The organism is Micromonospora sp. WMMB482 (assembly GCF_019038635.1).
GTDB classification, from domain to species: Bacteria; Actinomycetota; Actinomycetes; order Mycobacteriales; family Micromonosporaceae; genus Micromonospora; species Micromonospora marina.
Map to the genome: position 1 here is coordinate 2,214,913 of NZ_JAHOPD010000020.1, position 20,297 is coordinate 2,235,209.

Annotated in this window: 21 protein-coding genes and 1 tRNA gene; 9 read left to right on the plus strand and 13 right to left on the minus strand. The window is 73.3% G+C overall.

Annotated elements, in window-relative coordinates; genetic code table 11:
* Nucleotides 1-729: 729 nt before the first annotated feature.
* Nucleotides 730-1,359, plus strand: a complete 630-nt coding sequence (locus KSK32_RS33355) for a hypothetical protein (RefSeq protein WP_254187018.1) — start codon at nt 730-732, stop codon at nt 1,357-1,359.
* A 126-nt stretch (nt 1,360-1,485) separates the two neighbouring features.
* On the opposite strand, the gene KSK32_RS11285 is transcribed toward KSK32_RS33355, so the two are convergent.
* The gene (locus KSK32_RS11285; RefSeq protein ID WP_216931040.1) at nt 1,486-2,259 is read right to left on the minus strand and encodes a CPBP family intramembrane glutamic endopeptidase; all 774 of its coding nucleotides are present in this window, start codon (nt 2,257-2,259) and stop codon (nt 1,486-1,488) included.
* Nucleotides 2,260-2,381: 122 nt separating this feature from the next.
* On the opposite strand from KSK32_RS11285, the gene KSK32_RS11290 reads away from it, so the two are divergent.
* Nucleotides 2,382-3,503, plus strand: coding sequence for a globin domain-containing protein (locus tag KSK32_RS11290; protein WP_216931042.1), 1,122 nt, complete (start codon nt 2,382-2,384; stop codon nt 3,501-3,503).
* A 67-nt stretch (nt 3,504-3,570) separates the two neighbouring features.
* On the opposite strand, the gene KSK32_RS11295 is transcribed toward KSK32_RS11290, so the two are convergent.
* Entirely contained in the window at nt 3,571-5,103 is a 1,533-nt protein-coding gene (locus KSK32_RS11295; RefSeq protein WP_216931044.1) for a peptide deformylase, read from the minus strand.
* Nucleotides 5,104-5,370: 267 nt separating this feature from the next.
* Here KSK32_RS11295 and KSK32_RS11300 point away from each other — a divergent pair, with 267 nt between their 5' ends.
* A complete protein-coding gene (locus KSK32_RS11300) occupies nt 5,371-6,153 on the plus strand; it encodes a hypothetical protein (RefSeq protein ID WP_216936007.1) in 783 nt (260 codons plus the stop codon).
* 4 nt (nt 6,154-6,157) lie between these two features.
* Here KSK32_RS11300 and KSK32_RS11305 read toward each other — a convergent pair whose 3' ends face one another.
* Nucleotides 6,158-7,936 carry a hypothetical protein gene (locus tag KSK32_RS11305; protein ID WP_216931046.1) on the minus strand — a complete coding sequence of 593 codons (1,779 nt, stop codon included), beginning with the start codon at nt 7,934-7,936 and terminating at the stop codon, nt 6,158-6,160.
* 206 nt (nt 7,937-8,142) lie between these two features.
* Here KSK32_RS11305 and KSK32_RS11310 point away from each other — a divergent pair, with 206 nt between their 5' ends.
* On the plus strand, nt 8,143-8,853 hold the full coding sequence (locus KSK32_RS11310; RefSeq protein WP_216931048.1) for a bifunctional 2-polyprenyl-6-hydroxyphenol methylase/3-demethylubiquinol 3-O-methyltransferase UbiG: 711 nt from the start codon (nt 8,143-8,145) through the stop codon (nt 8,851-8,853).
* 59 nt (nt 8,854-8,912) lie between these two features.
* Here the strand turns inward: KSK32_RS11310 and KSK32_RS11315 are convergent, their stop codons facing one another.
* From KSK32_RS11315 to KSK32_RS11325, 3 genes are all read right to left on the minus strand, one after another.
* On the minus strand, nt 8,913-9,446 hold the full coding sequence (locus KSK32_RS11315; protein ID WP_216931051.1) for a YbhB/YbcL family Raf kinase inhibitor-like protein: 534 nt from the start codon (nt 9,444-9,446) through the stop codon (nt 8,913-8,915).
* A gap of 40 nt (nt 9,447-9,486) precedes the next feature.
* Nucleotides 9,487-10,176: a DNA alkylation repair protein gene (locus tag KSK32_RS11320; protein ID WP_216931053.1), complete on the minus strand. Its 690-nt coding sequence runs from the start codon at nt 10,174-10,176 to the stop codon at nt 9,487-9,489.
* 327 nt (nt 10,177-10,503) lie between these two features.
* Nucleotides 10,504-10,593, minus strand: a tRNA-Ser gene (locus KSK32_RS11325).
* Nucleotides 10,594-10,689: 96 nt separating this feature from the next.
* On the opposite strand from KSK32_RS11325, the gene KSK32_RS11330 reads away from it, so the two are divergent.
* Both KSK32_RS11330 and KSK32_RS11335 read left to right on the plus strand, forming a co-directional pair.
* Nucleotides 10,690-11,229 carry an AAA family ATPase gene (locus KSK32_RS11330; RefSeq protein WP_289256543.1) on the plus strand — a complete coding sequence of 180 codons (540 nt, stop codon included), beginning with the start codon at nt 10,690-10,692 and terminating at the stop codon, nt 11,227-11,229.
* 9 nt (nt 11,230-11,238) lie between these two features.
* Entirely contained in the window at nt 11,239-12,213 is a 975-nt protein-coding gene (locus tag KSK32_RS11335) for an NAD(P)H-quinone oxidoreductase (protein WP_216931073.1), read from the plus strand.
* 3 nt (nt 12,214-12,216) lie between these two features.
* On the opposite strand, the gene soxR is transcribed toward KSK32_RS11335, so the two are convergent.
* Nucleotides 12,217-12,669, minus strand: a complete 453-nt coding sequence (soxR, locus tag KSK32_RS11340) for a redox-sensitive transcriptional activator SoxR (protein WP_216931087.1) — start codon at nt 12,667-12,669, stop codon at nt 12,217-12,219.
* 46 nt (nt 12,670-12,715) lie between these two features.
* Here soxR and KSK32_RS11345 point away from each other — a divergent pair, with 46 nt between their 5' ends.
* Both KSK32_RS11345 and KSK32_RS11350 read left to right on the plus strand, forming a co-directional pair.
* Nucleotides 12,716-13,399 (plus strand): transketolase, encoded by a 684-nt coding sequence (locus KSK32_RS11345; RefSeq protein WP_216931090.1) that lies wholly within the window; start codon nt 12,716-12,718, stop codon nt 13,397-13,399.
* Nucleotides 13,400-13,413: 14 nt separating this feature from the next.
* Nucleotides 13,414-14,289: a transketolase family protein gene (locus KSK32_RS11350; protein WP_216936011.1), complete on the plus strand. Its 876-nt coding sequence runs from the start codon at nt 13,414-13,416 to the stop codon at nt 14,287-14,289.
* 69 nt (nt 14,290-14,358) lie between these two features.
* Here KSK32_RS11350 and KSK32_RS11355 read toward each other — a convergent pair whose 3' ends face one another.
* The 6 genes from KSK32_RS11355 to KSK32_RS11380 form a co-directional block, all read right to left on the minus strand.
* Nucleotides 14,359-15,069, minus strand: coding sequence for a glycosyltransferase family 2 protein (locus KSK32_RS11355; protein ID WP_120572614.1), 711 nt, complete (start codon nt 15,067-15,069; stop codon nt 14,359-14,361).
* A 79-nt stretch (nt 15,070-15,148) separates the two neighbouring features.
* A complete protein-coding gene (locus KSK32_RS11360; protein WP_216931092.1) occupies nt 15,149-15,736 on the minus strand; it encodes a hypothetical protein in 588 nt (195 codons plus the stop codon).
* Between the two features lie 58 nt (nt 15,737-15,794).
* The gene (locus KSK32_RS11365; protein ID WP_216931094.1) at nt 15,795-17,225 is read right to left on the minus strand and encodes a HAMP domain-containing sensor histidine kinase; all 1,431 of its coding nucleotides are present in this window, start codon (nt 17,223-17,225) and stop codon (nt 15,795-15,797) included.
* Nucleotides 17,218-17,901 (minus strand): response regulator transcription factor, encoded by a 684-nt coding sequence (locus KSK32_RS11370; protein WP_216931096.1) that lies wholly within the window; start codon nt 17,899-17,901, stop codon nt 17,218-17,220. The genes KSK32_RS11365 and KSK32_RS11370 overlap by 8 nt, the downstream gene beginning before the upstream one ends.
* Before the next feature lie 68 nt (nt 17,902-17,969).
* Complete coding sequence (locus KSK32_RS11375; RefSeq protein ID WP_216931097.1) at nt 17,970-18,482, minus strand: hypothetical protein; 513 nt, start codon at nt 18,480-18,482, stop codon at nt 17,970-17,972.
* A 108-nt stretch (nt 18,483-18,590) separates the two neighbouring features.
* The gene (locus tag KSK32_RS11380) at nt 18,591-19,763 is read right to left on the minus strand and encodes an acetyl-CoA C-acyltransferase (RefSeq protein WP_018787410.1); all 1,173 of its coding nucleotides are present in this window, start codon (nt 19,761-19,763) and stop codon (nt 18,591-18,593) included.
* A 99-nt stretch (nt 19,764-19,862) separates the two neighbouring features.
* Between KSK32_RS11380 and KSK32_RS11385 the strand changes: the two genes are divergently transcribed.
* Nucleotides 19,863-20,294: a PH domain-containing protein gene (locus KSK32_RS11385; RefSeq protein WP_216931099.1), complete on the plus strand. Its 432-nt coding sequence runs from the start codon at nt 19,863-19,865 to the stop codon at nt 20,292-20,294.
* Nucleotides 20,295-20,297 lie beyond the last annotated feature (3 nt).

Genomic DNA, 20,297 nt, shown 5'->3' on the forward strand with positions numbered 1-20,297 from the left:
CAGCCGCCGACGCCGGACGCCGACGCACCGCCGGCGCCGCGCCCGCGTCCGGCCGCGGATTCCTCGGCAGCCGATTCCGGTACGCCGTCCGCAGAGCAAGCCACCCCGAGTGCTGCCACAACCGGTCCGGGTACGTCGTCCGCAGAGCGGTACGCCGCTGGACCTGCCACGCCCGGCACTCGATCGGTTGGCCCGGGGACGGCTGAGCCGCTGCCGGCACCCGGAGCCGCACCGGAAGCGGGGGAGCCGCCGGTCACCGAGCGCTCGGCCGCGCCACCGGCACCACCGGCCGGCGAGGAGACCCCGAAGCGGACCCGCCGCGCGCCCGCGGCGAAGAAGGCCGCTCCGGCCGCGAAGAACGCTGCCCCGGCCGTGAAGAAGGCCGCCCCGGCGGTCAAGAGGACTGCTCGGAAGGCATCGGCCCCGAAGCCGGAGGCGCCAGCCGAGTCCGAGCCGGTCGCGGCGGAGGAACGGACCACCGCACCTCGATCCGGTCGGACCCGCCGGGCCGTCAAGGCCGCGCCTTCGGCGGGCGAAGCGAGCCCGGCGAAGCGCACGGGACCGGCCGCCCCGCCGTCCTCCGGGACCACCACCGTGCCGGCGATCGAGCCTCCCGCCTCGAAGCGTGCCGCCTCCGGATCCGAGCCCACCGCCGTCGGCCAGGCACCTCGGGCAGAGCCGGCCGTCGTCGAGCGGGCGTCCGCACAACCCGGCTTCGCGCGTACACCGGTGGAGGGCTGGCGGGCGGTGGGGCCGCAGCTGCGCGACCACCCCGGGTTCGCGCCGGAGCTGCTGGCCCTGGCGGCGGTCGACGCGCTCGGGCCGCGCGCCTCGGCGTGGGTGGAGGAGGTGCGTCAGGCCTACCCGGAGGCGGACGCCGACGGGGTGGCCCGGCTGGCGACCCGGCGGTTCGTCCGGATGGCCGGTACGGGTGGGGCGCTGGCAGCGGGCGCCGGGCTGTTCGCGCCGGTCGCGGAGCTGGCGACAGTGCTGTGGACGCAGGCGAACCTGGTGCTGCATCTGGCGGCGGCGTACGGGCGGGATCCGGCGCATCCGGACCGGGCGGCCGAGCTGCTGGTGCTGACGTTGGTGCACCCGGACGACGGCGCCGCGCGGGCGGCGCTGGCGGCGGCTCGGGCGGCTGACGCTCCGGCGGAGGGTCCGTGGGGGCGGGCGGCGGAGGCGGCCTGGCGGCTGGCCACGCCGATGGCCGCGCAGGCGGGCGGCTGGCTCGGGCTGCGGCTGGCCGCCCGGTTGCTGCCGGGAGCGGCGGCGCTGGCGGCCGCGACGGGCGGTACGGCGACGGCCGAGCGGGTGGCCGCGCGGGCGGTCGCCCGGTACCGGCCACCCCGCACTTGATCGACGCGTGTTCGGCGAGGTGGCGGGGTCCGTCGGGCCGCGATACCGCCACCTCGCCGAACCGGCGCAAGCCGACGACCATGCCGGGCCACGGAACCACCGGGCCGGGCAAGCCGGCAGCCGCGGTCAGAGCCAGTCGAACCAGGACTTCGGCAGCATCGCGTAGCCGACGAACGCGAAGATGTCGAGCAGCGTGTGGGCGACGATCAGCGGGGCCACCCGGCGGGTGCGCAGGTAGAACAGCCCGAAGATCACGCCCATCACGGCGTTGCCCACGAACGCGCCGAAGCCCTGGTAGAGGTGGTACGAGCCACGCAGCAGCGCGCTCGTGGCGAGCACCGCGCCGATCCGCCAGTTGAGCTGCCGCAGCCGGGTGATCAGGTAGCCGACCACGATCACCTCCTCCAGCACGGAGTTCTGCACGGCGGCGAGGATCAGCACCGGCACCGTCCACCAGAGGTCCGGCAGCGCGGCCGGGACCAGCGTGGCGTTGAGGCCGAGCTGCGCCGCCACCCAGAACAGCGCCAGCCCGGGCAGGCCGATGAGCGCGGTCAGGCCCGCGCCGCGGGCCAGGTCGGAGGCGGGCCGGCGGAAGTCGACGCCGAGCGTCCGTGCCGGGTCGCCGGGGTCACGCGCCAGCAGGTGTACGGCGAGCAGCACCGGCAGCAGCGCGAAGACGATCCCGAGCAGCTGGTACGTGAGGTCGAGGTACGGCCGGGCCGACGCGGAGGTGTTCAGGGCGGCGGTCTGCTTCGACAGGCCACCGGTCGCGGTCAGCTTGGCGATCAGCGAGACGAGCGCGTACACGGCCGACTGGCCGAGGGACAGACCGAGCACGAGCAGCGTCTCGGTGCCCAGCATCCGGCGGGAGACCGGACGGGCCAGCTCGTCAACCGTCACCGGACCATGAAAGCACTTCGGCGACCGGGCCGGACGGTCGCACAGCCTGTGCGACCGGCGTACACGCTCCGTGGACATTCTATGCGGGCCGATCCGCCCGTACGGAGAAGGAGCGTGCCCCTGTGGAGAACTTCGCGCGGCTGCTGAAGGAGAGCTGGACCCTGGTCGAGGAGCACCGGGAGCGGCTCAGCGGTCACTTCTACGCCCGGCTGTTCCTCCTCGACCCGGAGCTGCGCAAGCTGTTCCCGGTGCAGATGAACGGGCAGGGTGACCGCATCCTGGAGGCCATCGTCACGGCCACCCAGGCGGTGGGCGACCCGGAGAGCTTCGACGAGTACCTGCGCGCGCTGGGCCGGGACCACCGCAAGTACCACGTGGCGGCCGGGCACTACGCGACGATGGGCGTCGCGCTGCTCGACGCGCTGCGCAGCACCGCCGGGGACGGCTGGAACCTGGAGTACGACCAGGCGTGGCGGGAGGCGTACGCCGGCATCAGCGAGCGGATGCTGGCCGGCGCGGACGCGGACGAGAATCCGCCGTACTGGCACGCCGAGGTGCTGACGCACGAGCGGCACGGCCCGGACACGGCGGTGCTGACCGTACGCGCGCTCCAGGATCCCCTCCCGTGGCGGGCCGGCCAGTACGTGAGCGTGGAGGTGCCCCGCTACCACCCGCGGGTGTGGCGGACGTACTCGGTGGCGAACGCGCCGAACGAGGAGAACGTGCTGGAGTTCCACGTCCGGACGCCACCAGGTGCGGCGGGCTGGGTGTCCGGCGCGCTGGTGCGCCGTACCAAGCCGGGTGACCTGCTGCGGGTGGCCGCGCCGATGGGGTCGATGACGTTGGACCCGGACTCCGCCCGGGACGTGCTGTGTGTGGCCGGCGGCGTCGGCCTGGCGCCGATCAAGGCGCTGGTGGAGGAGTTGACCCGGGTCAACCGGACCCGCTGGGTGCACGTCTTCTACGGCGCGCGCCGCCCGGACGAGCTGTACGGGCTGCCCGGCCTGGAGGAACTGGTGGCGTCCCACCCGTGGTTGTCGGTGACCCCGGCGTGCAGCGAGGAGCCGGACTTCGGCGGCGAACTCGGTGACGTCTCCGAGGTGGTCACCCGGTACGGCCCGTGGACCACGCACGACTGCTACGTCTCCGGCTCGGCCCCAATGGTCCGGGCCACCCTGCGGGCGCTCGCCGCCGACGACGTCCCGCCTGATCACATCCGGTACGACACGTTCGGCAACCTCTGAACCTTGCTCCCCCCGAGCCGGGTCGCGTGCCCCTGCCCCCTGGGGCACGCGACCCGGCCCCCGTCTCTCAGTAGCGCCAGGGGGTGCCGGTCTCGCGGTACTCCTCCACCGGGACCAGTGGCACGCCGGGTGCCATCCGGTCGACGTAGAGCCGCCCCTCCAGGTGGTCGATCTCGTGCGCGACCAGTCGCGCCATCGCGTACTCGTAGGACGTGATCACCCGGCTGCCGTCCCACAGCGCGTGTTCCACGTCGATCCGCAACGGACGGGGCACCAGGCCGCGGTGGTCGAAGAAGGAAAGGCAGCCCTCGTACTGCTCGTCGGTCTCGGTCGCGGCGTCCACCACCCGGGGGTTGAGCAGCACCACCGGGTCGGCCGCCCGGTCGGCCGGGCGCACGAGCGCTGCCGACCAGCCGATGCCGAGCTGGGGCGCGGCGAGGCCGACGCCCTTGCTGAACGGGTGCAGCTCGTCCAGCCGGACCAGCATCGCGGCGAGCCGGTCGATCACCTGCCGGGCGTGCTGTTCGTCGGCCGGCAGGTCGAACTGGCGGGCCCGCTGCCGGAGCAGGTCGTCGCCGCGCTGCACGATGCCCACGGCCCGCATCCGGTCGCTGGCCCGCAGCCGGGCGCCGCCGGTGGGCGCGGTGTCCGGTTCGGCGTCCGGCTCGGGGCTGCGGAACCGCCACTGCATCCGGTAGCGGGCGTTCAGCGGCGGGTCGTCGGTCCCCCAGTCGAAGACCACCCGGCCGCCGTCCACCGAACGCTGGATCGGGGTACGCAGCGGCCCCTCCTCCGCCGACAGCGAGGTCTCCGCGCCCCATACCTTCGGGTCGAGATCCGCGGGCAGGTCGAGCCGCACCGCCAGGTGCCGGGTGGGCAGGCGTACGGCCCGCTGGAACCAGGGGCCCCACTTGTCCCGGCCGACGCGGTACGCGTACTCGATGGTGACCCGGTCGCCGGGGTAGAGCGGAAAGCGGCCCTCGTCGTTCTCGAACAGCAGCCAGATCTCCTTGAACGCGTCCCGGTCGTGCTTGGCCCGCCAGTGCATCGGCTCGCGCCCGTTCCCGTCGTCCCGGTACGCGGTGAGTTGCAGCTCGGCGAAGGTGAGCGGATGTTCCCGGTGGTGCCGGTTGGAGCGGCCCGGGTCGCTGGGGTAGCGGTCGACGGCGACCCGGACCAGGTAGCGGGTGACCGGTTCGGTGCCCGCGTTGTACAGCTCCCGCCGGATCGCGCAGTGGTAGCCGTCACCGGTGTGCGTGAGCGTGGCCACCTCCCGTTCCACCACCAGTCCGGTGCCGGGGGGCAGCCACTGGCCGGGCACGGGTGGGTCGCGGTGCGCGGCCCCGGTCCGGCCGTGCCGCAGCTCGTCGTACTCCCGGAAGCGCTGCCAGATCGCGCCGCTGGCCTCCAGGACGGCCTCGGCCCGGCGGGCGAAGTCCTCGGTGGGCCGGTGGCGGCGCCCTTCGACGTGGCTGACGTAGGACGGGTCGAAGCCCATCAGTGTCGCCAGCTGCTTCTTGGACAGCCCTCGGCCGGTCCGGTGCCGGGCGAGTTCCGCCGCGAACGAGTCCGCGGCACGCTCGATCGGTGAGGTCGTCATCAGCTTCCTCGTACGCGGGAAGACCATTTTCACGTTGAGTGGCCGAACGTGTACGGAAACTGCCTCGTATTCGACACTCGCCTTGACTTTTCAGTGGCGTACGTCGATCCTTACGCCGTCCGCCGCCGGTTCGCCGGCGGCGTTTTCCGTCTCCGTCACACCACTTCCCCTCCCGCCGGGCGGCTGGTTAGGCTAGCCTTAGCTTGGGTCGACGGCAGGCGCCGACCGCAGGGCGACAGGACAGGGGACGGCCAGGTGACAGCCGTGATGCCGGGGCGCGACGCCGCCACCCCGCTCGCCCCGGTGACCGCGACCCTGCGTGCCATGTTCGGCACCGACGACCTGCCCGGGCTCGCACCCGGCCTGCTGGTCCACGACGAGATGGACCGCTGGTCCCCGGCCACCCGGCTGATCGACGGCACGCTGCTGTCCGAGTTCCTGACCGCCGCCGGGCGCCGGTGGGGCGGCACCCCGCACGCCTGCGCCGCGCTGGCGTGGAAGTCCTACAGCTACTGGACCGCGCTGCCCGCGGTGCTCGGCTGGGCGTCCGCCCGCCGGGTGCCGCTGCTCGACCCGGCCGACGTGCTCGTGCACTTCGAGGACCACCATCAGCTGCTCACGCTGGGACTGCGCGCCTCGACCCCGGTGGCGGTACTGCCCGGCGACCCGCTGGCGCTGGCCGGTGCTCCGGGCGTGCGGGTCGTCCCGGACGAGGCGGCGCTGCTCGGCGCGCTGCGCGCGTCCCTGCTCGACGCCCACTTCGTGCCGCTGGTCGGCGCCATCCAGGGCGAGGTCCGGATCGGCACCCGTACGCTGCTCGGCTCGGTGGCCTCCGGCATCGCGCACGGCATCCTGCGTGCGTCGGACGCGCTGCCCGGCTCGGCCACGGCGGCCGTCGGCACGCTGCTCGACGCGCTCGACCTGAGCGACCTGGTCGAGCTGGTGCCCGGCCCGGCCGGCGAGCCGACCGTCCAGCGGCGCACCTGCTGCCTGGCGTTCACGCTGCCCCGGCCCAAGGTGTGCCAGGGCTGCTGCGTCCGCCAGGGCTGACTGCTCACTCGACCAGCGGCCGGACGTCCCACAGCCAGACCCCGCCGGTACGCCTCGGCGTGATCCCGCTCAGTTCCGTCATCGCCCGGCGCAGCGCCTCGGCCTGCCGCAGCCGGGGGTCGAGGATCACCGCGCCGGCCCGCCAGTAGCGCAGGTCGTCGACGGCGGCCACCCGATCCTGCGGGGTGATCGGCGGGACCGCGTCGGTGCGCCGTACCGTCTCGAAGAACGTGCTGGTGGGGCGCGGCGGCGCGGTGAACAGCGCGATCCGGTCCCCGCCGGGGCGGGTGTCCGGATAGAGGAAGTAGCCCCGGGCCAGCGGCATGTCCAGCCGGGTCTCGGCGGACCAGCGCAGCGGGACCGCGTACGTGGTGTCGGGCAGCGGCAGCGTGACGATGCTCCGCCCGTCGGCGACGTAGGGGCGCCAGGCGCCGGAGGTGACGAACGCCGGAGTCGGGTCGAGGCGCTTCGCGGGCAGCGGCGTGGGCAGGATCGGCACCAGCGCCATGGCGAGCACGGTGACCGTGGCGAACCGGATCCGATCGCGCGCGTCCGGGTGCCGTACGGCGAGCCGCCGGGCCCGGTCGGCGCCGAGCGCGAGCAGCACGCCGATGATCGGAGTGAGCGCGAGCGACCAGCGGGTGGGCACCACCGAGTGCAGGACCGGCAGGTTCTCCAGCGCGGCCCAGGGGCCGGGGATGCCGGTGTCCTCGCCGTCGTAGCGGATCTCCCGGCCGAGCGAGAAGAGCGCGAACACGAGCCCGACCGCCGCCAGCCCGAGCACCACCGCGTTGCGGCGCAGCCACCACACGAGCGCGACCACCAGGATCACCAGCGGCCAGCCGAAGAACGCGTTCTCCTCGGTGGCGTTCTTGACGAGCGGTTCGCTGCCCCGGGCGTCGCCGGCCACCGACTCCCGGGACCAGGCCACGTACGCGGCGAGGTCGGTGGAGTAGCCCCGGATCAGCGTGGAGAGCCCGCTGTAGGCGCCGGGGCCGAAGAACTGCACCCAGAGCGGGTACGCGAGCAGCGCCCCGGCGACCACCGCGGCGACTCCGAGTCCGGCGGCGAACGGGCGGGCCGCCGAGCGCAGCGCGGGACGCCCGAGCACCAGCGCGAGCACCACCACGCCGAGCCCCATGGCGGTCATCAGCAGGATCTCCAGGTTGAGAAACGCCTGCCAGACGATCACCAGGGCCAGCAGGACGCCGTTGCGCAGCCACCGGCCGGGTTCGGCCAGGCGCAGCGTCCGCCAGATGATCAGCGGCACCACGTACTGGCTGATGATGTTGGGGTGCGAGTTGGCGTGCGAGATCATCGCGGGCGCGAACGCGCAGAACGCGGCGCCGAGCCAGGCCGGACCGCGGAACCTCACGACGACTCGGGAGAGCAGGAAATACCAGGACACACCGGTGGCGGCGAGCCCGAGAGTGAGGAAAATCAGAAAGGACCAGCGCGGGCCTGCCCAGAGCGTCACCGGGGTCAGGGGCAATGAAACGGATAATACGGACGTATTAGCCATGAGATTGACGACATCCGGCACATTCATCCGGTCCGAGGTGAACGGATAGGCAAAATCAGTGACGACGCGCGCACCATGCGCCATCATCCATTCGAATTGCGCCTGATCTGTCCGATTGTCCCGGACTCCATTGCGCGGATCGACCCAGAGGCGCGCGGTCACCCAGAGCGCGAGCAGCACGAAGCTGAGCACGGCGAGCGCGTCGATCTGCGTACCCTGCTCAGATTTCGCCGTTTTCGCACCGCTTTCCGGAGTAGTCATGGCATTTCAGAGCGTAGTCAGGGTATGACTGGCAGGTGCAATGTTCCGCAGAATCACGTACTATGTGCCGAGTTCGCCGAGCGCTGAACAGGCACCCCTCCGCATCACAATTCGGCCCCTCCGTCCCCCGATTTCCCCCTCAGCCATCCAGATGGTTGACTCTGACGGTCCAGGCGCGGGTCAGTCATATCGTGAGGAATCGACGCATGGCAGAAATCACTGGGGATCAGCGCGTCCAGTCCGAGGTGCTCGAAGGCCTCGCGACGGCTGTCAACCACCGGCAGTGGTTCGTCGAGCTGGCGGTGCCCTACCTCGGTGACAACCCGATCGAGATCGGCAGTGGCCTGGGCGACTACGCCTCCGCCTGGGCCGCCCACGCGCCCCGGATCACCGCCACCGAGGCCGACCCGGACCGGCTGATCCAGCTCAAGGAGCGGCTGTCCGACCACCCGGGCGTCGAGGTCCGGCAGATGCTGCTCCCGCACCACGAGCGCGGCGACTACAGCGCGGCCGTCTCCTACAACGTGCTGGAGCACATCGACGACCACGTGGGCGCGCTGCGCAGCATGCGGGATCTCGTCCGCCCCGGCGGCGCCGTGGTCATCATCGTGCCGGCGTTCCAGTTCGCCATGAGCCCCGCCGACATCGCCACCGGCCACGTCCGCCGCTACACGAAGAAGACGCTCGGCGCGGCGATGACCGAGGCGGGCCTCACCGTCGAGCGGATCCACTACGCCAACGCGCTCGGCCTGATCGGCTACTTCATGGCCACCAAGGTCTTCCGGCTGATGCCGAAGGAGGGCCCGATGGTGAAGGTCTACGACACCCTGGTCCTGCCCGTCACCAAGGCCGCCGAGCAGCGCGTCCGGCCACCGTTCGGCCAGTCCGTCTTCGCCGTCGCCCGCGTCCCCGCCTGAGATGTAAGGAAGGGCCCCTTATTAACAGACGTCTGTTAATAAGGGGCCCTTCCTTACATTCACTCCTTGATCTGGTACGTGGGGCGGATGACCGCGCGGGCCAGGGTGTGGAACGCCAGGTTGAAGCCGACGAAGGCCGGGCTGGCCCCGGCGGGGATGTCGAGGCGGTCCACGTCCACCGCGTGCACCGCGAACACGTACCGGTGCGGCCGGTCCCCGGGCGGCGGCGCCGCACCGCCGTACCCGGTCTCGCCGTAGTCGTTGCGGACGCTGAACGCGCCACCGAGGTCGTCCTCCCGCACCCCGCCGGGCAGTTCGGTCACGGAGGCGGGCACGTTCACCAGCACCCAGTGCCAGAAGCCACTGCCCGTCGGGGCGTCAGGGTCGAAGCACGTGACCACGAAGCTCTTGGTCTCGGCCGGGAAGCCCGACCAGGACAGCTGCGGTGAGACGTTCTCGCCGCCGGTGCTGCCGTGCGCGTACCGCGCGTCCATCGGCTCGCCGTTGTGCACGTCGTCGCTGGTCAGGTCGAACGACGGTACCGTCGGCAGCAGCTCGTACGGGTCCGGGGCGATCGGTCGTTCCAGGGTCATCGAAACGGTCCTTCCGGGTACGCGAATGTCCTGCGCCCCTTCATACCCCGTTGTCCGCCCCGCCGTGCTGTCGGCGCACCATCTCGTTGATCCAGACCGGCGCGTACGGCGACGTGCAGCCCGGCGGCGTCGGATAGTCCTTGAGCACCCCGAGCCGCTCGCCGATCCCGATCGCGCGGTTCCGGTACGCGGCGTGCTCGATCCCGATCTGCGCCAGGCAGTGGTTCATCGCCCACTGGAGGCGCTCCGGCGCGGCCGCCATCTCCGCCTCGATCACGTCGAGCAGGCCGGTCAGGTCCAGCCCATCCGGATTCCGCGCCACCCGCTCGGCGGTCAGCGCCCAGCCGGCGCTCGCCACCACCGGATCCCTGTCGGCCGACCAGGCCAAGCGCAGCGGCTCGGCGTGCGGGCTCTTCTTCACCACGTAGTTCACGAGCCAGTCTTGCACCTTCGGCGTACGCGCCTCGCGCAGCATGGCGTCCAGCTCGTCCCGCTCGTACGCCTTCGGCCGGCAGATCAGCAGCGCCAGCAGCCGGGCCGCGCTGTCCCCGGTCGCCCACAGCTCGCGGGCCAGGTTCTGCTGCGTCTTCAGCCGCTTGGCGATCGCCCGCAGCTTGCCCAGGTTGACCCCGTGGTCGTCGCCGTGGCGCTCGTTGACCGCGCGGATCCTCGGATCGTCGAGCGTGGCCAGCTCGGCCGTCACCCCGGCCACCGTCGTCGTCCCTGCCACCAGCGCCTCCCGCCGTCGCCGCAACCCGCAGCCTACGGCCGCGCCCGGCGCTCCCGCTGTTCCGAGGCCCCGCCGTTCCTCCGCCCTGCCGTGCCCTTCGCGGTTGCAGGTCGACTGTCTGATGCTCGGCGCCCCGGAGGAGGAACCTTCCTACTACGGCTTATGCCTCTCGGTCATAAATATGCCCGAGAGGCATAAGCCGCAGAGGCCATGACTTCTCTCCAGCCGACACGCCCGGGCTGGCTGGCCGCCCCGCTAACCGCCGGCCGAGGTGAACGGCGACACGAAGTCCCCCACGCATGCCCCACCAGCGGACAACTTCGGCACTGGCGGAGGGTGTGGGATTCGAACCCACGAAGACATCGCTGCCTTACCGGTTTTCAAGACCAGCGCCATCGGCCACTAGGCGAACCCTCCCGGCACGCCCCCGAGGGGTGCGCGACCGGCTACCAGTCTGCCACGAACGCCGTACCGGGCAAGCCGCCGTCCCACCTCCTTTGCGAGGATGTGTGCGTGTGGGAGAGCCCGGCAGTGGTGCTGATCAGCGGAATCATGGCCGCCGGCAAGTCCACAGTGGCCGAAGGGCTGGCGCGGCGGCTGCCCCGGGCGGTGCATCTGCGCGGCGACGTGTTCCGCCGCATGATCGTCAGCGGGCGGGCCGACATGACCGCCGAGCCGACCGACGAGGCGCTGCGGCAGCTCCGGCTCCGCTACGACCTGGCCGCCTCGGCCGCCGACCGGTACGCGTCGGCGGGCTTCACCGTCGTACTCCAGGACGTGATCCTCGGCCCGGACCTGCCGGCCGTGGTCGGCCGGATCCGGCACCGCCCGCTCGCCGTGGTGGTGCTCGCCCCCCGCGCCGAGGTGGTCGCCGCCCGCGAGCGGGACCGGTCGAAGAAGGGGTACGGGGACTGGCCGGTGGCGGAGCTGGATGCCGGGTTCCGTACCTCCACGCCGCGGATAGGGCTCTGGCTGGACACCTCCGGCCAGACCCCGGAGGAGACCGTGACGGAGATCCTCGCTCGCGCGTGGACCGACGGGCAGATCGGGTAAGACTGAACCATGCGCGCGATCACGATCAGCGAACCCGGCGGACCCGAGGCGCTCGTCTGGACCCACGTGCCGGATCCGGAGCCAGGCCCCGGTGAGGTGGTCGTGGAGGTGCGGGCGAGCGCGGTGAACCGGGCCGATCTGTTGCAGCGGCAGGGGCACTACCCGCCGCCGCCGGGCGCGTCCGCGTACCCCGGTCTGGAGTGTTCGGGGACGGTGCGGGCGCTCGGTGCCGGCGTGACCGGCTGGTCGGTGGGCCAGGAAGTCTGCGCGTTGCTGGCCGGCGGCGGCTACGCCGAGCAGGTCGCGGTGCCGGCCGGGCAGTTGCTGCCGGTGCCGGCCGGGGTCGACCTGGTCGACGCGGCGGCGCTGCCGGAGGTGGCCTGCACGGTCTGGTCGAACGTGGTGGACCTGGCCCGGCTGGCCGAGGGGGACACGCTGCTGGTGCACGGCGGCGGCAGCGGGATCGGCACGTTCGCGATCCAGCTCGGTGTGGCGCTCGGCGCGACTGTGGTGGTGACCGCCCGCTCGGCCAAGCACGAGCGGCTGCGCGAGCTGGGCGCCGCGCACACGATCGACTACCGCGAGCAGGACTTCGTCGACGAGGTACGCCGGGTCACCGGCGGCCGGGGCGCGGACGTGATCCTGGACATCATGGGCGCGTCCTACCTGCCCCGGAACGTGGCGGCGCTGGCGACCGGCGGGCGGCTCGTGGTGATCGGCATGCAGGGCGGGCGCAAGGGCGAACTCGATCTGGGGATGCTGCTGGCGAAGCGCGCGGCGGTGCACGCGACCGCGTTGCGGTCCCGCCCGGTCGAGCAGAAGGCGGCGATCGCCCGGGGCGTACGCGAGCAGGTGTGGCCCCTGGTGGAGGCGGGCCGGATCCGGCCGGTGGTGCACGCCCGGGTGGACATGGCCGACGCCGCCGCCGCGCACCGCCTCGTGGAGACCAACGACCACCTTGGCAAGGTGCTGCTGGTCCGGTGAGGGTCAGCCCTGGCCGGGGCGCGGGAGCATGAGGCGCGGGCCGGGGCCTTCGGCGGCGAGCGAGTCGCCGGGGTTGTAGAGCGCGCAGCGCTGCAACGACAGGCAGCCGCAGCCGATGCAGCCGTCCAGGTCGTCGCGGAGCTTGCCGAGCAGCCGGATCCGCTCGTCCAGCCGGTCCCGCCAGGCGCGGGACAGCGCGGCCCAGTCGTCAGGCGTGGGCGTACGCCCCGACGGCAGCGAGTCCAGCGCCGCCCGGATCTCCTCCAGCGAGACACCCACCTGCTGGGAGATCCGGATGAACGCGACCCGGCGCAGCTCGGTGCGGGCGTAGCGGCGCTGGTTCCCGCCGGTGCGGGCGGCGTGGATCAGGCCGAGCCGCTCGTAGTAGCGCAGCGCCGAGGGGGCGACGCCACTGCGGTCGGCGAGCTGCCCGATGGTCAGTGTTGCTTCGTGCATCACACGGCCTTGAGTTGAAGTTCGCTTCAAGTCCGAGGCTATCGGTATGACGACGACCACCGCCACCGACCTGGGCGCGCTCCTTACCCGGGTGCGCGCCGGCCGCGAGTTCGGCGCCAACGTGTACTCGACGCTCGACGTGCTTCAGGTGCTCTACGACCGGGTGCTCCGGATCACCCCGGCCACCGTGTCCGACCCGGACCGGGACCGCTTCCTGCTCTCCAAGGGGCACGCGGTCGCCGGGTACTACGCGCTGCTCGCCGCCCGCGGCTTCCTACCGCCCGAGTGGCTGGACGACCAGGGCGGCCCGGCGAGCCGGCTCGGCGACCACCCGGACCGGACGCTGGTGCCGGGCGTGGAGATCGGTTCCGGCTCGCTGGGCCACGGGCTCGGGCTGGGCGTCGGCACCGCGCTCGGGCTGCGGGCCCAGGGCCGCACCGGGCCCCGGGTGTACGTGCTGCTCGGCGACGCCGAACTGGACGAGGGCTCCAACCACGAGGCGATCGCGTACGCGTTCGCGACCGGGCTGGGCAACCTGACCGCGATCGTGCTGGACAACCGCTCGGCCACGTACGGCTGGCCGGGCGGCGCGGCGAGCCGGTTCACGGTGAACGGGTGGAGCGCCGCCACCGTCGACGGGCGCGACCACGGCGCCCTGCACGCCGCCCTCACCGGGCACGACGATCACCGGCCGCACGTCGTCGTCGCGGTCGTCACGGACGGGGAGTGACGATGAGCAGCACCATGCGGGACGCGTTCGTGACCACCACCGAGGAGGTGCTCGCCGATCCGCGTACGACAGTCGTGCTCGCCGACATCTCCGCCGCCGCGTTCGAGCCGGCCGCCGCCCGGCACCCGGACCGGGTGATCAACGTGGGAATCCGGGAGCAGTTGATGATCGGGGTGGCCGGTGGGCTGGCGCTGACCGGGCAGCGGCCGATCGTGCACAGCTACGCCCCGTTCCTGGTCGAGCGGGCGTACGAGCAGATCAAGCTGGACCTCGACCACCAGGACGTCGGCGCGGTGCTGGTGGGCATCGGCGGCTCGTACGACCGGGCGTCGGCGGGACGCACCCACCTCGGGCCGGCGGACGTGGCGCTGCTGGACACGCTGGACGGCTGGACCGTGCACGTGCCCGGGCACCCGGACGAGGTCCGGCCGCTGCTGCGCGACGTCGTGTGCGGGCGGGACTCGGCGTACCTGCGGTTGTCCGCCCGGACCAACGCGCGGGCGTACCCCCAGGCGGGTGACCTGCACGTGGTCCGCGACGCCGGGCCGGGCGCGCCGCTGCTGGTCGCGGTCGGTCCGGTGCTGGACGCCGCGGTGGCCGCGGTCGCCGACCGGCCGGTCACGGTGGCCTACACCCACCGGCCGCGACCGTTCGACACCGCCGGGTTGCGGGCGCTCACCGGCACCGAAGTGATCCTGGTCGAGCCGTACCTGGCGGGCACCTCGGCACGGGTGGCGTCGGAGGCGCTGGCCGACCGCCCGCACCGGCTGCTGGCGCTCGGGGTGGGCCGCAGGGACCTGCGCCGCTACGGCGGCGCCGAGGACCATGAACGCTGGCACGGCCTGGACGCCGCCGGGCTGCGCCGCTCGGCCGACGCGTTCCTCACCTGAGCGTCCCGGACACGGCGGAACCCCGCGACCTCGGCTGGTGCCGGGGCGCGGGGTTCCGTCGGTTCGGGCTCAGTGCGCGGCGGCGGGATTGGCCGGGCGGCGGCGGGCCCGCTCGCGGGCCAGGATCCAGATCGCCTCGACGCCGTCCTTCCAGGTGATCTTCTTGCCCTCCTCGCGGCCCCGTGCGCGGTAGCTGATCGGCACCTCGTACGGGCGGATGCGGCGGCGCAGCAGCTTGCCGGTGACCTCCGCCTCCATGCCGAAACCGCGGGAGCGGACCTGGAGCGAGCGGTACAGCTCCAGCGGCATCAGCTTGAAGCAGGTCTCCAGGTCGCCGATGTAGGAGTTGTAGAGCACGTTCGCGGCGAGCGTGACGCCCTTGTTGCCCATCACGTACCAGAAGCTGTACGAGCTGTGGCTGCCGAAGGTCCGGTTGCCGTAGACGACTGTCGCCCGGCCGTCGAGCACCGGCTCCAGCAGGCGCGGGATGTCCTGCGGGTCGTACTCCAGGTCGGCGTCGAGGATGACCATGTACTCGCCCTCGGCGCTGTCGACCGCCGTCTTGATGGCCGCGCCCTTACCGGCGTTGCGCTGGTGGGTGATCACCCGCAGGCGGGCGTCGTCCACCCGGCCGAGGATCTCACCGGTGCCGTCCCGGCTGCCGTCGTCCACGACGACGAGCTCGATCTCGCAGGGGTAGTCCACCGCCAATGCCTGCTTGAGGGCATCCGCGATACGTTCTTCCTCGTTGTAGACCGGCATGAGGATCGAGAGCTTCACGGAATCTCCACGGAGGCGATGGCAGGTCGGGGCATAGCGTAGCCTGGCACATTGCTCAGGTCACGAGAGCCCGGGCACCCTATTCCTGGCGAAGTGGTACCACGACGAGCCGGGCCACGCTCTTGTCGCCGTCCTTCGCGCCGGCCACACCGACCGTCGTACCGATCTTGATGTCGGCCGATCGGATCGTGGTCCGCCGCTCGACCACCCGCAGTTCCGCACCGAACGTCCACGTCACGGTGAAGCCGTCGGTGGACTTCACGGTCACCGACCTGTCGTCGATCGCGGTCACCTCACCGCGCTGGACCGCGACGGTCTTCGTACCGCCGTCCTTGGTCCGCACCACCGCCTCGCCGTGCAGCGTGTTGCGCCGCAGCAGCACCCGGGCACGGTGCCGCTTGTGCCCGTCCTTCGCCCGCTCGCCCTTGCCGTCCGGCCCGGCCTGCGGCGTGCCGGAGGGCGCAGGCGCGGCGACCGGATCCACGTCCAGCTCGTCGGCGTCGACGCCGAGCGCGGCGAGCGCCTGGCCGTCCACGCCCAGGGCGGCGCTCACCTCGACCGCGTCGTCCGGCGCCGCGCCGGAGCGGCCCACGCCGCACCCGGTGAGCGCGAGCGCCGCGGCGGCGAGCAGTGCGGTGGCGCCGGTGACGATTCGCTGACGTCTCATCTGTGGTCCTCTCCTCGCGGTGACGACCCGAGCGTTCCGCACCGACGCGAGGGGACGGTCAGGCCGATGTTCGAGCCGCGTAAGGATCCGGGGGCACCCGGACCGTGAAGGCGGCTCCACCCTCCGGGGCGTGCCCGGCGGCGATGTCCCCGCCGAGCCGGCGGACCAGCCCGGCGGCGAGCGCCAGGCCCAGCCCGCTGCCCACCTTGCGCACCCCGCGGTACCGCTCGTGCAGCGCGCCGCGCTCGAACGCCACCCGCAGGTCGTCGTCGGTGAAACCGGGTCCGCCGTCGCGGACCTCCAGCACCCCGCCGCCCGCCGGGCCGTCGGCCCGGACCGCGAGCACCACCGGCGCCCCCGGGGGTACGACCCGCAGCGCGTTCTCCAGCAGCCCGTCCACCACCTGCCGGATCCGGCCCGGATCGGTGTACGCCGGCACCGGCACTCCCGGCGTCTCCAGCCGGAACGGCACCCCGAGCGCCGCGCACCGGCCCGACCAGGTGCGCTCCGCGTCGGCGGCGAGCCCGGCCAGGTCGACCGGCACCGGTTCCAGGGGGAAGTCGACCGCCTCCAACCGGGCCAGCGCCAGCAGGTCGCGGACCAGCCGGTCCAGGTGTTCGGCCTCGGCGAGTACGGTCCGGCCGGTCGTCGGCACCGCGTCGGCCTCGATCACACCGTCGGCCAGCGCCTCGGCGTAGCCGCGGATGGCGGTGAGCGGGGTCCGCAGCTCGTGCGAGACGGAGAGCAGGAACTCGCGCTGCCGCCCTTCGCTCGTGGCGAGCGCGGCGGCCAGGCCGTTGAGCGCGTGCGCCAGGTCGGCCACCTCGTCGGGCGGCTCGACCGGCACCCGGACCGCCCGGTCACCGGCGCGCAGCCGGGCGGCGGCGGTGGCGGCGGTACGGATCGGCCGCGCCAGCCGGCGGGCGAGCAGCAGTCCGGCGGCCGCCCCGGCGGCGAGTCCGGCGAGCAGCGGCAGCCAGAGTCCGCGCAACACCTGCCGCCAGGGCGCGGCGCTACGGGCCCGGGTCAGCACCACCCCGTCCCCACCGGGCAGCGCCCGCCCCTCGACCAGCCGGCGTTCCCCCTCGACCAGCCGCCGGCCGGACACGTTCTCGCCGCCGGCCACCCGCGTCACCAGCGGTCCGGGCAGGCCCGGCCGGTCGGCCCGCCCGTCCTGGATCACGTACACCTCGATCTGCTGCCGGCGCAGTTGCCGGATGAGCCGGTCGCCGGCGCTGTCGCGCTGGCGTACCGGCCGCACCCGGAGCACGTCGGCGGCGAGCCGGGCCTGGGCGGCGAGGGCCTCCTGGTCCCGGCGTTCCGCGCCGCGTACCGCCAGGGGCACCGCTACCAGCGCGGTGACGAGCACCGACACCAGCGCCACCGCGCAGGTGGCGAGCACGGCGCGGGCGGTGAGTGTCCGTCCGGGGCGGCGGCCGCCGCGGGCCGGACCGGTGGGCGGCATCGGCACTGTGGGCTGCTCAGGCATCGGCGGCGTACCCGACGCCCCGGTGGGTGCGGATCACGCTGTCCGGGCCGAGTTTGGCCCGGACCTGCGCCACGTGCACGTCGACGGTCCGGGTGCCGGCATGCGCCGCGTACCCCCACACACCCGCCAGCAGTTCCTCCCGGGTGAACACCCGGCCGGGACGCGCCATCAGGTACGCGAGGAGGTCGAATTCGGTGGAGGTGAGCTGCACCGGCGTACCGCCGGCGGTCACCGTCCGGCGGGAGGGGTCGAGTGCGACGGTGCCGAGCATGCGGGGCTGCTCGGCGGGCGTGCCGGCGGTGCGGCGCAGCACCGCACGCAGCCGGGCGAGCAGCTCGCGAGGGCTGAACGGCTTGGTGACGTAGTCGTCGGCGCCCAGTTCCAGGCCGACGACGCGGTCCACCTCGTCGTCGCGGGCGGTGAGGAAGATGACGGGAGTCCAGTCGCCGGCCGCGCGCAGCCGGCGGCAGATCTCGGTGCCGGCCAGGCCCGGCAGCGCGATGTCGAGCACGCAGGCCACCGGGCGCAGGCGCCGTGCGGCGGCCAGCCCGGCCTCGCCGTCACGTTCCAGGTGTACGCCGAACCCGTCCCGGGTCAGGTAGAGCCGGACCAGGTCGGCGATGGCCGGCTCGTCCTCCACGACGAGGACGAGCCCGAGCGGGGCGGCTGTGGTCACCGGCTCATGATGACCGACCGGCGGCCGCCCGGCCGGTGAGGGAATGTTCGGATCAGGTAAGGAGCACGTCAGCGGGCCGGGGCGGGCCGCAGCACCGTCGGGCGGGCTCCCGCCGGTGACTCGCCGATGGTCGCGACCACCCGCTCGGCCGGCGTACGCAGGCGGGTGCGGAAGGCGTGGTTGAGCAGCGCGTCGAGCTGCCACACCTGCTTCGGGTGGTGGGTACGCAGGACGAAGCGCTCACGTACCCCGTCGATCGCGGTGGCCGCCAGCTCCACGCTGTGCGCGCGGGGGTCGGGGCTCCACGTCACGTTGCTCAGCTCGCGCAGCTCGGTGTTGAGGTGCAGGCGCAGCCGGTGCAGCACCCGGGTCTGCCGGGTGACCACCAGCCGCCGGTGGGTGAGGAGCATCAGGTAGTCGCCGCCCACCGGATCGTCCGGGCGGCTGCACCGGGTGACCAGGATGGTCGCGTCGCCGGAGCCGACGCACCGGCGGAACACCGGCATGTGCCGGGTGACGGTCTGGGTCGCCAGGCCGGTATCGGCGGCGGCCGGGAGGAACGTTCGCGAGAACACGTCCATGCCCGGTCCAACGAGCCGATGACCAGGGGTGATATGGGTCACGCCCGATTTCTGGAACTTCCACACGTGCAAGTCGCACCAGCGGTGCGACACGGGCGGCCGGTCGGCTCAGAGCAGCTCGACGATCGTGGCGTTGGCCATGCCGCCGCCCTCGCACATGGTCTGGAGGCCGTAGCGAATGCCGTTGTCCCGCATGTGCTGAAGCATCGTGGTCATGATCCGTGCGCCGGACCCGCCGAGCGGGTGACCGAGCGCGATCGCCCCGCCCCGGGGGTTCAGCCGCTCCGGGTCCGCCTCGGTCTCGGCCAGCCACGCCAGCGGCACCGGGGCGAACGCCTCGTTCACCTCGTACACCCCGATCTCCTCGATGCCCAGCCCCGCGCGGCGCAGCGCCTTCGCGGTGGCCGGGATCGGCGCGGTGAGCATGGTGACCGGGTCGTCGGCGGCGACCACGGCGGTGTGCACCCGGGCCAGCGGGCGCAGGCCGTGCCGGCTGGCCCACTCGGCGGTGGTGACAGCGAGCGCGGCGGCGCCGTCGGAGATCTGCGACGCGGACCCGGCGGTCACCACCCCGTCGGCGCGGAACGGGGTGGCCAGCTCGCCCAGCTTCGCCAGCGAGGTGTCGCGGCGGATGCCCTCGTCGGCGGAGAACTTGCCGCCGTCGGCGAGCGCCACCGGCGCCAGTTCGGCCTCGAACGCGCCCGCGTCCTGGGCGGCGGCGGCCTTCTCGTGGCTGGCGAGCGCGAACTCGTCCAGCTGGGTACGCGAGAAGCGCCACCGCTGCGCGATCAGCTCGGCTCCGACGCCCTGGTTGAACGGCAGTGGGGAGTCCTCCGCGACGCCCTCGACGCCGCGGTAGCGCTCCAGGACGGCCGCGCTGAACGGCATGCCGCCGGCGACGCTGGAGCCCATCGGCACCCGGGTCATCGACTCGACGCCACCGGCCACGACCAGGTCGGCCTGGCCGGAGAGGACCGTCGCGGCAGCGAAGTGCAGCGCCTGCTGGCTCGACCCGCACTGGCGGTCGAGCGTGGTGCCGGGGACCGACTCCGGCCAGCCGGCCGCGAGCACGGCGTTGCGGGCCACGTTCCAGGACTGCTCGCCGACCTGCGACACGCAGCCCCACACCACGTCGTCGACCTGGCCCGGGTCGATGCCGGTGCGCTCGGCGAGCGCGCGCAGCACGTGCGCCGAGAGGTCGACCGGGTGCACTCCGGCGAGGCTGCCCTTGCGCCGCCCGACCGGGGTCCGTACCGCACCGACGATGACCGCGTCACTCATGTCTACTCCCCGGTAACCTCGCTTGCCCCGATCCTACGTGCTGACCGGAGCGGCCGTCCTCCCCCGGCGTGCGGCAGGTGCGACTGGCATGCTGGGCGGATGGATCCACAGTCGCCGCCGGTCCGGCAGTGGCGGGTGCCGCGGGAGGTGCCGGTGCTCAAGGCGGTCGGCGCGCTCGCGCTCGTCGCCCTGGGGCTGGTCTTCGCCTCCGGTGATCCGGTCCGTCCGGCGCTCGCCGGGCTGGCCGCCGCCGGTCTGCTCGGCTGGGCGCTGCGCGACGTGGTCGCGCCGGTCCGCCTCGCGGTCGGCCCGGACGGGCTCACCGTGCTGCGGGGGTTCGCCGGGCGGCGCCGGCTGCCGTGGGACGCGGTGGAGGCGATCCGCCTGGAGCGGCGCAGCCGGCGCGGGGTCACCGCCGAGACGCTGGAGATCGACGCGGGGGAGTCGCTGCACCTGTTCGGCCGCCGCGACCTGGACGCCCCGCTGGACGAGGTGGCCGCGGCGCTGGACGAGGCCCGCCCCGCGCGCTGAGGC

What these genes read in the sequence shown, in the direction of transcription:
- KSK32_RS11310 (WP_216931048.1), top strand. Translation starts at nt 8,143, where the DNA reads ATGGCAGAAATCACTGGGGATCAGCGCGTCCAGTCCGAGGTGCTCGAA.
- KSK32_RS11385 (WP_216931099.1), top strand. Translation starts at nt 19,863, where the DNA reads ATGGATCCACAGTCGCCGCCGGTCCGGCAGTGGCGGGTGCCGCGGGAG.
- KSK32_RS11365 (WP_216931094.1), bottom strand. Translation starts at nt 17,225, where the DNA reads ATGCCTGAGCAGCCCACAGTGCCGATGCCGCCCACCGGTCCGGCCCGC.
- KSK32_RS11360 (WP_216931092.1), bottom strand. Translation starts at nt 15,736, where the DNA reads ATGAGACGTCAGCGAATCGTCACCGGCGCCACCGCACTGCTCGCCGCC.
- KSK32_RS11305 (WP_216931046.1), bottom strand. Translation starts at nt 7,936, where the DNA reads ATGACTACTCCGGAAAGCGGTGCGAAAACGGCGAAATCTGAGCAGGGT.
- KSK32_RS11335 (WP_216931073.1), top strand. Translation starts at nt 11,239, where the DNA reads ATGCGCGCGATCACGATCAGCGAACCCGGCGGACCCGAGGCGCTCGTC.
- KSK32_RS11295 (WP_216931044.1), bottom strand. Translation starts at nt 5,103, where the DNA reads ATGACGACCTCACCGATCGAGCGTGCCGCGGACTCGTTCGCGGCGGAA.
- KSK32_RS11375 (WP_216931097.1), bottom strand. Translation starts at nt 18,482, where the DNA reads ATGGACGTGTTCTCGCGAACGTTCCTCCCGGCCGCCGCCGATACCGGC.
- KSK32_RS11380 (WP_018787410.1), bottom strand. Translation starts at nt 19,763, where the DNA reads ATGAGTGACGCGGTCATCGTCGGTGCGGTACGGACCCCGGTCGGGCGG.
- KSK32_RS11345 (WP_216931090.1), top strand. Translation starts at nt 12,716, where the DNA reads ATGACGACGACCACCGCCACCGACCTGGGCGCGCTCCTTACCCGGGTG.
- KSK32_RS11315 (WP_216931051.1), bottom strand. Translation starts at nt 9,446, where the DNA reads ATGACCCTGGAACGACCGATCGCCCCGGACCCGTACGAGCTGCTGCCG.
- KSK32_RS11300 (WP_216936007.1), top strand. Translation starts at nt 5,371, where the DNA reads ATGCCGGGGCGCGACGCCGCCACCCCGCTCGCCCCGGTGACCGCGACC.
- KSK32_RS11350 (WP_216936011.1), top strand. Translation starts at nt 13,414, where the DNA reads ATGCGGGACGCGTTCGTGACCACCACCGAGGAGGTGCTCGCCGATCCG.
- soxR (WP_216931087.1), bottom strand. Translation starts at nt 12,669, where the DNA reads ATGCACGAAGCAACACTGACCATCGGGCAGCTCGCCGACCGCAGTGGC.